General features: G+C 33.7%; 14 protein-coding genes and 2 pseudogenes. 12 read left to right on the forward strand and 4 right to left on the reverse strand.

The features are described 5' to 3' along the window. Positions 1 to 9: 9 nt before the first annotated feature. The gene (locus HWV59_RS25795) at positions 10 to 567 is read right to left on the reverse strand and encodes a recombinase family protein (protein WP_102232084.1); all 558 of its coding nucleotides are present in this window, start codon (positions 565 to 567) and stop codon (positions 10 to 12) included. 292 nt (positions 568 to 859) lie between these two features. On the opposite strand from HWV59_RS25795, the gene HWV59_RS25800 reads away from it, so the two are divergent. From HWV59_RS25800 to HWV59_RS27355, 4 genes are all read left to right on the forward strand, one after another. Next, positions 860 to 1,084: a hypothetical protein gene (locus HWV59_RS25800; protein ID WP_102232083.1), complete on the forward strand. Its 225-nt coding sequence runs from the start codon at positions 860 to 862 to the stop codon at positions 1,082 to 1,084. 376 nt (positions 1,085 to 1,460) lie between these two features. Next, complete coding sequence (locus HWV59_RS27455; protein ID WP_328824398.1) at positions 1,461 to 1,622, forward strand: four-helix bundle copper-binding protein; 162 nt, start codon at positions 1,461 to 1,463, stop codon at positions 1,620 to 1,622. A gap of 17 nt (positions 1,623 to 1,639) precedes the next feature. Then, positions 1,640 to 1,819, forward strand: a complete 180-nt coding sequence (locus tag HWV59_RS25810) for a hypothetical protein (protein WP_102232081.1) — start codon at positions 1,640 to 1,642, stop codon at positions 1,817 to 1,819. Between the two features lie 474 nt (positions 1,820 to 2,293). Further along, positions 2,294 to 2,428, forward strand: coding sequence for a hypothetical protein (locus tag HWV59_RS27355; protein WP_268921794.1), 135 nt, complete (start codon positions 2,294 to 2,296; stop codon positions 2,426 to 2,428). A gap of 62 nt (positions 2,429 to 2,490) precedes the next feature. Here the strand turns inward: HWV59_RS27355 and HWV59_RS25815 are convergent. Then, positions 2,491 to 2,622 (reverse strand): annotated as a pseudogene (locus tag HWV59_RS25815) (aminoglycoside phosphotransferase family protein); the annotation flags it as partial. A gap of 293 nt (positions 2,623 to 2,915) precedes the next feature. Between HWV59_RS25815 and HWV59_RS25820 the strand changes: the two are divergent. Further along, on the forward strand, positions 2,916 to 3,644 hold the full coding sequence (locus HWV59_RS25820; RefSeq protein ID WP_175640765.1) for a YwmB family TATA-box binding protein: 729 nt from the start codon (positions 2,916 to 2,918) through the stop codon (positions 3,642 to 3,644). A 116-nt stretch (positions 3,645 to 3,760) separates the two neighbouring features. Here HWV59_RS25820 and HWV59_RS25825 read toward each other — a convergent pair whose 3' ends face one another. Together HWV59_RS25825 and HWV59_RS25830 are read right to left on the reverse strand one after the other, a co-directional pair. Beyond that, positions 3,761 to 3,916 carry a hypothetical protein gene (locus HWV59_RS25825; RefSeq protein WP_175640766.1) on the reverse strand — a complete coding sequence of 52 codons (156 nt, stop codon included), beginning with the start codon at positions 3,914 to 3,916 and terminating at the stop codon, positions 3,761 to 3,763. Between the two features lie 104 nt (positions 3,917 to 4,020). Continuing rightward, entirely contained in the window at positions 4,021 to 6,429 is a 2,409-nt protein-coding gene (locus HWV59_RS25830) for a heavy metal translocating P-type ATPase (RefSeq protein WP_102232079.1), read from the reverse strand. Positions 6,430 to 6,611: 182 nt separating this feature from the next. On the opposite strand from HWV59_RS25830, the gene HWV59_RS25835 reads away from it, so the two are divergent. The 7 genes and pseudogenes from HWV59_RS25835 (at position 6,612) to HWV59_RS25865 (ending at position 12,385) form a co-directional block, all read left to right on the forward strand. After that, on the forward strand, positions 6,612 to 6,854 hold the full coding sequence (locus HWV59_RS25835; protein ID WP_102232078.1) for a glutaredoxin family protein: 243 nt from the start codon (positions 6,612 to 6,614) through the stop codon (positions 6,852 to 6,854). Between the two features lie 345 nt (positions 6,855 to 7,199). Further along, positions 7,200 to 7,933, forward strand: a pseudogene (locus tag HWV59_RS25840) (urease accessory protein UreH domain-containing protein). A 60-nt stretch (positions 7,934 to 7,993) separates the two neighbouring features. Further along, the gene (locus HWV59_RS25845; RefSeq protein WP_175640767.1) at positions 7,994 to 8,890 is read left to right on the forward strand and encodes a cytochrome c oxidase assembly protein; all 897 of its coding nucleotides are present in this window, start codon (positions 7,994 to 7,996) and stop codon (positions 8,888 to 8,890) included. Next, complete coding sequence (locus HWV59_RS25850) at positions 8,887 to 9,597, forward strand: response regulator transcription factor (protein ID WP_235991910.1); 711 nt, start codon at positions 8,887 to 8,889, stop codon at positions 9,595 to 9,597. The genes HWV59_RS25845 and HWV59_RS25850 overlap by 4 nt, the downstream gene beginning before the upstream one ends. After that, on the forward strand, positions 9,594 to 10,997 hold the full coding sequence (locus tag HWV59_RS25855) for a sensor histidine kinase (RefSeq protein ID WP_175640768.1): 1,404 nt from the start codon (positions 9,594 to 9,596) through the stop codon (positions 10,995 to 10,997). The genes HWV59_RS25850 and HWV59_RS25855 overlap by 4 nt, the downstream gene beginning before the upstream one ends. Then, positions 10,994 to 11,191: a hypothetical protein gene (locus HWV59_RS25860; protein WP_102232075.1), complete on the forward strand. Its 198-nt coding sequence runs from the start codon at positions 10,994 to 10,996 to the stop codon at positions 11,189 to 11,191. The genes HWV59_RS25855 and HWV59_RS25860 overlap by 4 nt, the downstream gene beginning before the upstream one ends. A 3-nt stretch (positions 11,192 to 11,194) precedes the next feature. Further along, a complete protein-coding gene (locus tag HWV59_RS25865; protein ID WP_102232074.1) occupies positions 11,195 to 12,385 on the forward strand; it encodes a F510_1955 family glycosylhydrolase in 1,191 nt (396 codons plus the stop codon). Positions 12,386 to 12,387: the final 2 nt, after the last annotated feature.

The raw sequence follows: 12,387 nt of genomic DNA on the forward strand, positions 1-12,387 counted from the left end.
CCCTTTATTTTATTTGCCGTCTATTTGATTCAAATAACGGTATAGTGTTGTCTTACCTAGTCCCGTTGCTTCTGTAATTTCTTTAATACTGTACTCTTTACTGCCATACATCTTCAGTGCCATCTGTACTTTATCTGTTTTTTTTGAAGGCCTTCCCCCTTTTTTCCCCCTAGCTCTCGCAGCTTTTAATCCTGATTTCGTCCGTTCACTTATAATATCTCGCTCTAATTCTGCAATACTTGCCATTGTACGAAAGAAAAATTTCCCCATTGCCGTTGACGTATCGATGTTGTCATGAATAGAGACAAAGTCGACGCTCATTTCATTAAAAAGTTCACTTAATTCAATAAGATGTTTTGTTGAACGAGAAATTCGGTCTAACTTGTATACGACAACTTTATCTCCTTTGCGCAATACCTTTAACAACTCCTCAAGCTGTTGACGGTCTTTTCTTGTTCCTGTCATTTTTTCCTGGTATATTTTCTCTGCACCATACTGATGCAAAGAATCAATTTGCATATCCAAATTTTGTTCTTCTGTACTTACACGAGCATATCCAAAGATCAAATAAATCCCTCCATATCAATTCAGTTACAAAAATAGTACCAAAAAGGGGGTATAGTAACAATAAGTAAACTTTGTTTTAGGGAATGAGTTTTGGAGCGTAAAAGAAATAGATTTTAGTAGTTTTGTAGATTCCAATCTAAAAGTTCCGTAAACGTTCGTTTTAGGGAAATCTTATTTATTGAATTATATACAAACGTGGGAAAAGTGATAAATGGTTGAGCTACCCCCTTACATAAGGGGAACGCCTAAGTTTAATATTACATAAATATATATACTATGTGTGGTTAATCTAATGGAGGTGAGTGTATGCACCAATGCCGTTGTTGTCACGGTGCAGGATGTTGTCGTTATTGTGGTGGAGCTGGTATGTGCTGTTGTTGTAGTGGGCGTGGATGTCACCACTGTCAGGGAAGTGGATGTTGCCCTTGTTGTCACGGTGGCAAAAGATGTGGTTGTTGTGGTGGATCAGGTGTTCAACCAATGTAAAGCTTTATTAAGACGGGAGCTTAGAACTTAGCTCCCGTTTCTTGTAGATACACATGAATTTAACCTGTTTTATGGAATCCATTTTGTAGGATGATGAGTGAATTACAACATAGATTATAGTGTTTTCTATCTTGGTTCGTCCTTAAAATTAAATTTCTGGACACTCAGAAATGAATAAAAAAAGTAAAAAACAAAAAACATATACTTGAAAGGAGGTGTTGAAAATGCCAGTCGCAAATCCTTCTGTCCATCAATATCAATCCTGTATTGATGCATGTAACGATTGCTTAGTAGCTTGTGAAGATTGCCTAACGCTCTGTTTACAGGAATCGGATGTACAAGCCCGTGTCACATGCATAAATTTGTTGCGTGATTGTAACGACATTTGTTCTTTAGCTGCTCGATATATGTCTCGCGGAAGTACATATGCAAAGCAACTTTGCAATTTGTGTGCAACCATCTGTGATGCCTGCGCATTAGAATGTGCAAAGTTCCAGGATCCACATTGTCAACAATGTGCTGAAGCTTGCCGTAAGTGTGCTGAGGAATGCCACAAAATGGCGAGCTGATAAAAAGGAGTAAAAATATGTGTCCATGTATGATGCTAAAGAATATGGATAGTTCAATGGTAGCCATAATGGCGTTATCCCTTGGACTTGGACTTGCTCTTGGATTAGCTTCATTAGTAGGAACCTTTTACTTAATCTGGCGTTTCATACGAGCCATTGAAAAGCGTGATGCAAAGCCAAAAGAGGATTTACACTAACGTGATTAATACTTTTTTTGCTACAAAAAAGGTGAGTCTTAACATAAGAAAGCCGGTATCCCTTAGCGTATAGGAAACTGGCTTTCTTTTCCGAAACTATCCAAACGAAAGATTCCTTACGGAAACATGTCCCCAAGGAATGTATCTTATCTTAATTATTGAGTTGTACTGTAATTAGTTTTAAAAGGAGAAGAATAAATATATTGGTTCTTACCAAAAACACCTCATAAACCAACATTTTACGATAAATAAAAAGAATCCATTTTAAAAAAAGATCTGATCAAAATGAATTTAAGTTTGGGTTTTATAAAAAAGATTGATCTTTTTTTGCCTGTGTTGCTCCACAATCGCGCACTTTCTTGAATAAGTTACTATATAAATTTTTGCGAAAAGTTCATTATTTGTATATAAAAAATGTTGTTTTAATCCATTTCATATTGGCAAATACTAAGCAAAAAGCTAAGGTGTGGTTTTATGAGTGATGCTTGGTGGTATGTTGAGAATTTCCTATTAGGTGCAGTACCTACAACTGTTGTTATTATTGTCGTTATGAAGGTGTTTGTATTTCTCTGTCAAAAATTCTCTGACAATCCAAAATATAAAGATTAACGTCGCTCTTTGTGTCAATATGAATTTCGAAATCTTTGTTAAGGAAATGCGCCCTTTATTTGATAAAGACGGAGCATTTTCGCTATTTCTATTAAGACATCATTAGACCATATGTATTTTTTAAAAGGATAATTACCAGCTTCTCCTTCAATAAATGATAATATCTCTCTTCCTTTTTTATCAATACCTAAAAAGTTTCCAGTTTCCACAGTTCCATAATCCACCTTTCAATTCAGATGTTCTATTCCTTTCACTATAAAACACCCTTTTAACTAAATCCAAAGAGGGGAAAATGGTGCAACTTTTTTGCGAACGGTATAACTTTCTTTAAAACGGTAAGTCTTTGCTTCAAATTTACATAAAGGATTAACATATTGGAATTTGACTATTAATTTCATAAGAGATTCATAGATTAGGACATTTTCTAGTGTTCTATGTATATATCTTTGCTAATTGGTTAATGCTTTTCCTGAAGGGGGAGAGATTAATGTTTAAAAAAATTATGACCATATTGGTTTGTCTATTTATAATAATCTTTTTTTCTACAAATCATGTTGAGGGAAGTAATGAGTTGGAATTAGAAAAAATGATGGATATTGCTCATAAAAATAATATAATAATTACTTCGTGGCAGGGGTATATTAAAACCAATTTAGGACAGGCAAGGGATATCGAGGAAGTTTATAGAATAGTAGAAAGCACTAAATTGAGATTTCCTTTTGTGAAAGAATGGACAGGTTTTGATCAGAAAAGCCACCACTTTACAGTTGAAGGTTACATAAACAATACTTCAAGTCAATTATTCAATAAAATTCAAATTTATGCTTACAAAAATGATGATAAATATCATTTATTTTTAACTTTAGAAGTAATTGGAGAAAAGGGGGATGAAAAGTTATACGACAGTATATTAAAGGAAATAGAATCCTACATTGAAGTTGATAAGGAATATTATACAGTAAAGGGTTTTGTAACGAATAAACTAGACATGGAATACATGGCGAAACAATTTTTGAATGATTTTCAGGCTGATTACATTGAGGGTCTTAAAGAAGAAGAGTTTCTTTCAGTTTCTGCATATAATCCTAAATGGAAAAGTAGCATTCCATCTAAGAATAATAAAAATATAAATCTACAGTTTGGATTACGTTATAATCCAAATGTGAACGAAACGAATATAACGATTGGTACACCAATAATAGTAAATGAGTACTAACCATGTTGAAAAACCTATGTTTAATTGATTACATATTCAATTTGGCCAAGAGGCTTTAAATATCCTATTTTTAAGCCTAAAAAGACCACCTATAATAAAATAGGTGGTTATGAAGATTATAACATGCTACGGCACTCATTGATGCACTCTTGCAAGTCTCTTGAAGCGTGTTGTAAACGTTCATTGTTCATCTTGGTCATAGCGTTGTTTAAGTGTCTTAGCGCACTTTCACACTCATTAATACATTCTTGGAGTTGTTGTTTGTTATCCATGGATAATCCCTCCTTTCCAAATATTTATTGTTAACGCTAAGTAAGAAATTATTCGTTTGCACTATTTCCGTTTTAGTTATAGTGACACGTATATTATGCTGTGGTTAGATTTTTACATTTTTTAATCTAAGAGCATTTGTAACAACAGTAACAGAGCTAAATGCCATTGCAGCTCCTGCAACCCAAGGAGCTAACAAGCCAAATGCAGCAATAGGCACTCCTACTGAATTATAAAAGAAAGCCCAAAAAAGATTTTGTTTGATATTTCGCATTGTTTTTCTACTTAGATTAATGGCTTGTGGAAGATGTTTCAGGTCGCCACCAACTAAAGTTACATCTGCTGTTTCAATCGCAATATCTGTACCTGTACCAATTGCAATCCCGATGTCCGCCAACGCCAGTGCGGGTGCATCGTTGATACCGTCACCGACCATTGCTACTTGTTTTCCTTCACTTTTCAATTTTTTAACCATTTCTGCTTTGTCTTCAGGTAATACCTCAGCGAAAACTTGATCAACTCCAACTAAATTAGCGATAGCTTTTGCTGTTCTTTCGTTATCACCTGTAATCATATAAACTTCAATTCCCTTGGACTTTAATTCGTTTATGGCTTCCTTTGATGATTCTTTAACTGTATCAGCTACTGCAATGATTCCTTTTAACTTATTATTTACAGCTATCAGCATGGCAGTTTTGCCTTGTTGTTCTAATTCAGCCATTTTGTTTTCATGTTCTTCAAAAGTAATCGAATGCTCCTTCATTAATTTCCTAGTTCCGATAAGAACTTTTGAATCATCTATAGTTGCTTCAATGCCATGTCCAGGAATTGCTTGAAAATCAGTTGCTTCAGGACTTATTACTTGCTTATCTTTTCCATAATTAACAATAGCCTCTGCAAGAGGGTGTTCAGATGATTTTTCAGCTGAAATGACATATTCTAATAGCTTTTTTTCATCGTTATCTTCAAAGACAAGAAAATCTGTCACTTCCGGTTTCCCTTTTGTAATTGTACCTGTCTTATCAAGTAAAATAGCATCGATTTTATGGGTTTCTTCTAGGTATTCTCCACCTTTAAATAAAACACCATTTTTTGCTCCTTTTCCTGTGCCGACCATAATAGACGTAGGGGTAGCGAGTCCAAGTGCACATGGGCAAGCAATCACTAAAACAGCGATAGAAGCTTCCAATGCTTCAGCGATATTTCCTGGGTCTGCAAAGAAATACCAAGCAATAAATGTAACGATAGCAATGACGACAACAATGGGAACGAAAATACCGGATATAATATCCGCCATCCTTTGAATAGGGGCTTTGGATCCTTGTGCTTCTTCCACAATTTTTATGATCCCTGCTAGAGCTGTATCTTTTCCTACTTTTTCAGCTTTTATTGTTAAGGTACCATTTTTATTTATCGTTGAACCTATAACAGGGTCATCTTCATTTTTTTCAACTGGAATCGATTCACCTGTTATCATCGATTCATCAACTGCTGATTTTCCTTTGGTCACTTTTCCATCGACCGGAATTTTTTCACCAGGCTTTACAATAAGTGTTTCACCTACTTCAACCTGTTCAATCGGAACTTTCATTTCTTCACCATTTCTAATAACCGTTGCTTCTTTTGCTTGAAGGTTCAATAGTTGCTTAATGGCTTCTGTCGTTCTTCCTTTTGATAGATGCTCAAATAGTTTCCCAAGTAAAATAAGTGTGATAATGATGGCGCTTGTTTCGTAATATAGTTCTGGCATGTACCCAGGAATTATTTGAGTTATTATTGTTTCATACAAACTATAAAAGTAAGCAGCAGACGTACCAAGTGCAACTAGAACGTCCATGTTTGCACTTTTATTTCGTAAAGCACGATATGCCCCATTATAAAAAGGAGCACCAATATAAAACTGGACTGGTGTTGCCAAGGCGAACTGAAACCATGGATTCATAAAAATATGAGGAACTGGTATTCCAAAGTCCCAAGGAATATGTGCAACCATCGTATATAAAAGTGGCAGGGAAAGGATAGTTGAAAGGATTATGTTTCTTTTTTTTCTTTTTAATTCAACTTCTTTATGATCCTTGCTCTCCTCTTGATCCTTTTTTAAAACTGCCTCATACCCCAAATTCTTTACCTTTTTCATAATATCTTGTATTGAAACGAGACCAGGATTGTATTCAATCGTAGCCTTTTCAGAAGCTAGATTAACAGTAGCCTTTTCGATTCCTTCCGTTTTGTTTAGTACTTTTTCAATCCTAGAAACACATGATGCACAAGTCATTCCATGAATATCTAATTCCACTTTTTCTTTGGGTACATTATATCCTAATGTTTCAATTTCTTTTATGATTTGATTTAGTGCTACTTCACTTTCATCATAGGATATTTTCACGCTTTCTGTTGCTAAATTCACATTGGCATGAACACTTTTCATTTTATTTAATACTTTTTCAATTCTGTTTGCACAAGAAGCGCATGTCATACCAGTAATTGAAAGAGAAAGTTCTTTTGATTGACTCATTTATTTCACCGACTTTCCTGAACTTTAATCTTTACTTTTATTTATCCGCCATTTAATTAGTTTTAAACAACTTATACTAATAGTAATTAGAAGTTTTGAAAAAAATATGGAAAATATCAAAAAGATGTTATCGTTTCAAATTAACTATTTTGGGAAGTAATAAAATAAGGAGGAGAGTTGAAATGGAAAATCAAAAAGTTGAAATATATACAACCAAAACTTGTCCAGATTGCAAAGCAGCGAAAGAGTTTCTCTCAAGTCATTCTATTTCATATATAGAAAACGATATAGAAGATGATTCAAAAAATATGGACAACCTTATTGCATTGACTGGTAAACATATTGTACCTACTATAAAATTTGGTGATGAAGTGTTTATTGGTTTTTCAATTAATCGTGAAAAAATTGAGTCTTTGCTAACATAATAATGAAATTTTAAAAATGGAGTCAGTATCTGATTCCTTTTTTAATTGTCTAATTATGATAATGGAAAGATTAATAATAGTAACTAATGTTAAAAATGACCTCCTAAATTTCATTTTAGTTTTTTACGTTTGTTTTGGCTGTATCTCCATATGTTCCATACTCCAAAAAGACCAACGAGAAGTGCAATTAAATATAATAATTCATCCAATGCATACACCCCCCAATAAATTAATAATTATGGTAATTTTATCTTCCCCGATAGTTAAGATTTTATCTCCATATTTTCTTCAAACTTTTTAAATAGAATCATTCACAGTAATATTTTAAGAAAATGGTGATAAAAGATGTATGAATTTTTCAATCAAATAAGTAATGTTATGATTCAACCTTTTTAAACCTTGCGCGGAGCTTTGAAAGCATACCTATCTTATTTGCGTTTTTACTTGGGATTGTTGGTGCTATGGCTCCATGCCAATTCACAGGAAATATTGGTGCAATTACTCTTTATGGAAATAAATCACTTCAAAAAGAACTTGCATGGGTTGATGTTTTCTTCTTCACCCTAGGAAAAATTTTTGTATTTACAGGTTTAGGACTTCTTGTTTGGTTTTTGGGAAGAGAATTTGAATCTCAACTTACATTATATTTTCCATGGTTTAGGAAAGTAATTGGTCCGATGTTTATTATTGTCGGTATATTCATGCTCGGCTTTATTAAGATGAAACGGACGTTAACACTATTGGAATTACCGAAGAGATTTTTTCAAAAGGGAAAAATGGGTTCATTTTTAATGGGAGTTAGTTTTTCACTGGGTTTCTGTCCAACCATGTTTGTTTTATTTTTTGTTACATTAATGCCAATTGTTTTTTCAACGTCGTACGGGGTTGTTTTGCCTAGTTTGTTCGCAATTGGCACATCCTTACCTTTATTTCTAGCTATGTTCTTAATTTGGTATTTCGGAGCTAGTGGTGCAGTGATGAAAAAGGGAAGAAAGATTGGTCTATATATTCAAAGAGTTGCTGGTGTGATCTTGGTTGTATTAGGGGTATTGGATACAATTACCTACTGGACAATATAGACTCTCCATATTTTCTTCAAAAATATTTGGGAAAATTATAGTGTAGAAGAGGGAAAAATGATGAAACAAATTAGGGTATTTATTGGAGTATTATTATTTTCTATATTTAATCTAACAAAAAGTGTTTTAGCTCATAATGGCGTTGATGAACAAAGCAGCACAACTGACATATTTGATCAATGGAATTTTATATTAGCTGGAGCTTTGGTCGTTATTTTAGCAATTTTTATCTATCAATTTAAAAAAGATCGAGAATTTTTAAAGAAGTTTTTCTTTTTCTTTTTTGCTCTAGTCGTCTTTTATCTTGCAATGGGTAGCCCTTTACACCTATTAGGAGACCATTATTTATTTAGTGCTCACATGTTAGAGCAATCTTTAATTTATACGGCCTTACCACCATTGCTTTTGTTAGGCTTTCCAAATCGTTTTCTTGAACCAATTATCCATTTTGGATTGGAGTACAAAATACTAAGTTTTTTAAAGTATCCATTGATTCCATTACTATTATTTAATGTGTTGTTTTCTTTTTATCACATCCCATTAATATTTAATGCGGTAATTTCAAATAATATCTTGCATAATCTAACACATATTATTTTGACTATTACTGCTTTGTTTATGTGGGTCCCACTTATCCCAATGGTTAAGGAATTAGATAGATTAACGGATGTTCAGAAAATTGGTTATATCTTTGCAGCTGGCATTTTGTTGACTCCTGCTTGTGCCCTCATCATTTTTTCAGACCAAGCGTTTTATCCTGTATATTCAGGAGCACCACAACTATTTGGTATCCTCCCACCATTAGAAGATCAAAGAACAGGTGGAATCATAATGAAAGTGGTACAGGAAATCGTGTATGGAACAATGATCGGCTATATTTTCTTTAAATGGGCAAGGAAAGAAAGGTTAAAAGATGTCATTCCAGTTAAATCCGTTACAGAGGTTGTGAAACAGTGAAAAAAAAGGAAAGCGTCTTAGTGATCGATGATGAATGGAATATGAGGAATTTACTTAAAATTCATTTATCTACCCACTTTGAAGTCGAAGAAGCTTCAAGTGGGGTAGAAGCGTTTAGTGTACTAAAAAAAAAGAAAGTAGACTTAATAATACTGGATTTAATGATGCCTGAAGTGGATGGTTGGGAAGTTTGTAAGAAAATAAGAGAAACAAGTCAAGTCCCAATCCTTATGCTTACAGCACGTGGAGAAATAAAGGACAAAGTTCAAGGATTTACTGTTGGCGCAGATGATTACCTTGTTAAGCCTTTTAACACAGAAGAATTACTTGTAAGAGCTAAAGCTCTTATTAGACGTTCAACGTTATCATCAGAATCTAATTTAATCTCTGATGGAGTAATTCAAATATCAGATTTGAAAATAGATCAAAAAGAAAGGCAAGTTTATATAAAAAATAACGCTTTAGAGTTAACTCCTAAGGAATATGATCTTGTTCAACTTCTCGTGTTAAATCCAAAAACAATCTTTACACGAGATATGCTTATGGATCACATTTGGGGGATTCATGACGTTCTTGATATTCGTACAGTTGACTCTCATGTTAAAAATGTACGGGAAAAGTTTCGGAAACATGATCTTTCGTTCAATCCAATAAAAACAGTTTGGGGAAAGGGGTATAAATTTCAAGCCCCTGATGAAGGACAATGAAGTGGAATAGTATTGTTGTAAAATTAGGTGCAAGTATCTTACTTCTAGTTTTAGCTATTTTACTCCCACTAGGTTTTATTATGAATCAGATCTTTTCTGGTTTTTATTTTAGCAAAGTACAGGAACAAATTGATCATTTATCAGATCGTTATGCAGATTCGATAAACTCATTAGATGAACAACACCTTAAAATGTTCGAATTGCTTGCAACCATGATCGATCAAGAAATCGTAATCGTTGATGACATGGGAATCGTTGTTGCAAATTCGGGAGTACCAAGTTTACCAAAGGGTGAAAAAATAAATTCGGATAAGTTTGACTCGCTGGCTAATAACGCTGCTTCTCAAAACGAGTATTACGATGACATAAATAATAAACGTTATTTAAGTATTGGAAAGCCAATTTATTCTGATAAGGTGTTCATCGGCGGGATCTTCGTTTTAGCTTCAATCGAAAACATGTATAAATCAGTGGATATGATAGAAAAGTCAGTGATTTTAGCAGGAATAGGTGCTATTTTCTTAGCACTCGGTTTTACCTTTATCTTATCACGTAAATTATCAAACCCACTTTTGGAAATGGAGAAAGCAACGCGTAAAATCGCAAAAGGTGATTTAAATACTAGAGTTTCTAAACGCACAAAAGATGAAATCGGCTCATTGGCAACTGGTATAAATGATTTAGCTGTTGAATTACACCGATACCGGTCGAATAGAAGGGAATTTCTCGCAAACATTTCGCACGAGTTAAGAACTCCAATTACGTATTTAGAGGGTTATGCAAATGCATTAGAAAATAATCTATATCAATCTGAAGAAGAAAAAAAGCAATATCTTCAAATCATACAACAAGAAGCAGTCAGAATGTCTAAATTAGTTAATGATTTGTTTGAGTTATCTAAAATGGAGGAAGGAAAGGTTGAATTACTTTTTGAGGATGTAGATTTAGTAGAAGTAGTTGAAAATGCACTTTTAAAGACAAAAATGAAAGCTAAAAGAAAAGGATTACAATTAGATTTTACTAGATTGGCCGGTATTCCTAGTATATATGCTGATGGTTTAAGAATGGAACAAATCGTTATTAATTTAATTGAAAATGCCATCCGATATACGGAAGATGGTTTGATTAAAGTTACATTATCAAGTGATTCAAATACTGTAAGGTTGACGGTTGAAGATACTGGTATTGGTATCCCAGAAGAAGATGTCCCCTTTTTATTTGAGAGATTTTATCGAGTTGAGAAATCAAGATCAAGAGAATCCGGGGGAACAGGGCTTGGTTTGGCGATTGTTAAACATCTCGTCGAACTTCAAGGCGGGACTATTTCGGTGAAAAGCAAGGTGGGAAAAGGGACATGTTTTGAGCTTACATTCCCAATCGATAAGGGGGATGCTCAGTGAAAAGAATTGAAGTGGTTTTATCCATTTTGTTAATTGCAGCTGGACTGATCTGTTTAACAATGTCTGGTTCATTAATGTTTAAGCAGGGAATAGATGTTTATTTAAAAACGTTTGTTCAAATCTGTTTATGGATGGGAATCCCCATTATTTTGGTGGGAGTATTCTACTTAATGTATGGAAAAAAGAGGAGATAAATTATGAAGTTAAAATCACTATTTACATTTTTGATCGTATCTTTATTTACTATTCCGGTCGGTGTATTTGCACATGGTACCGAGGAAGAACATCGACAAGAAGTTGTTGCTAATACATTTTTAACCTCTGGCATTGTTATTTCAGCCATTTTATTAGCTATAGGGGTATTTGTATTATTTACAGTAAAGAATCGTTTAAAGACTGTTAATGTAAAAAAACAAGAAGGAAGAATCAAAAGAGATAAGTTAAACAAATGGTTAAAAATCAGCCAATGGGTTTCCCTTATATCCCTATTATCCTTTATTGTTACAGGTGCTTTTGTAATATTAAACGATAATACAAATGATGATAAAGTTGAATTTATGCATATTCATGGTTTAGGTATCACGAATGATGGATCTGAAGTTTATATACCTGCACATGATGGCTTAAAAGTTTTTAAAAACGGTATGTGGGGTAATGCAGAGGGTGAAAAACATGACTATATGGGCTTTTCTATGGTAGATGATGGTTTTTACAGTAGTGGACATCCAGGTGAAGGTTCTTCATTAAAAAATCCATTTGGTGTTATTAAAACGAATGACATGGGTAAAAACCTGAAGATGTTAGACTTGTACGGGGAAATTGATTTTCATGGAATGGCAGTAGGGTATCAATCACATGCGATATATGTAGTAAATCCGCAAGGAAATTCAAGAATGGATGATACTGGATTATATTACTCAACAGATGATACTAAAACTTGGACAAAAAGTGAAATGGAAGGTCTAAGTGGTCAAATCTCAACAATAGCAGTACACCCAACAAATGAAGCCATTGTTGCTTTAGGAACGAATGAAGGCCTTTTTGTATCACAGGACTACGGTCAATCATTTGATTCAATTTCAGATTCTCCAATAACAGCCGTTTCGTTTTCTTTAACAGGAGAATTATTTGCTGGAAGTGTTTCTAATGAGTTTACTCTTTCTAAGTTTAATATTGAAACAAATGAAGAAACAACATTATCAATCCCATCATTGAGTGGTGAAAATGCAATAGCCTATATTGCAGTTAATCCAAAAGATGAAAAACAGGTCATTTTTACAACATTTGAAAAAGATATTTATATGACAAAAGATCTCGGTGGAAGTTGGAATCAAATAGCTGAAAAGGGTGAGGGGATTAATCTTAAGTCAGATACAGAAGAGGAGTGATT

Origin of the sequence: Metabacillus schmidteae, assembly GCF_903166545.1 — a bacterium.
Taxonomy (GTDB): Bacteria; Bacillota; Bacilli; order Bacillales; family Bacillaceae; genus Metabacillus; species Metabacillus schmidteae.

Bases quoted from the DNA above. Each gene is read 5' to 3' on its own strand.
- HWV59_RS25825 (WP_175640766.1), bottom strand. From the start codon at position 3,916: ATGGATAACAAACAACAACTCCAAGAATGTATTAATGAGTGTGAAAGT.
- HWV59_RS25845 (WP_175640767.1), top strand. From the start codon at position 7,994: ATGAAACAAATTAGGGTATTTATTGGAGTATTATTATTTTCTATATTT.
- HWV59_RS25865 (WP_102232074.1), top strand. From the start codon at position 11,195: ATGAAGTTAAAATCACTATTTACATTTTTGATCGTATCTTTATTTACT.
- HWV59_RS25830 (WP_102232079.1), bottom strand. From the start codon at position 6,429: ATGAGTCAATCAAAAGAACTTTCTCTTTCAATTACTGGTATGACATGC.
- HWV59_RS27455 (WP_328824398.1), top strand. From the start codon at position 1,461: ATGTCTCGCGGAAGTACATATGCAAAGCAACTTTGCAATTTGTGTGCA.
- HWV59_RS25855 (WP_175640768.1), top strand. From the start codon at position 9,594: ATGAAGTGGAATAGTATTGTTGTAAAATTAGGTGCAAGTATCTTACTT.
- HWV59_RS25820 (WP_175640765.1), top strand. From the start codon at position 2,916: ATGTTTAAAAAAATTATGACCATATTGGTTTGTCTATTTATAATAATC.
- HWV59_RS27355 (WP_268921794.1), top strand. From the start codon at position 2,294: ATGAGTGATGCTTGGTGGTATGTTGAGAATTTCCTATTAGGTGCAGTA.
- HWV59_RS25835 (WP_102232078.1), top strand. From the start codon at position 6,612: ATGGAAAATCAAAAAGTTGAAATATATACAACCAAAACTTGTCCAGAT.
- HWV59_RS25800 (WP_102232083.1), top strand. From the start codon at position 860: ATGGAGGTGAGTGTATGCACCAATGCCGTTGTTGTCACGGTGCAGGAT.
- HWV59_RS25810 (WP_102232081.1), top strand. From the start codon at position 1,640: ATGTGTCCATGTATGATGCTAAAGAATATGGATAGTTCAATGGTAGCC.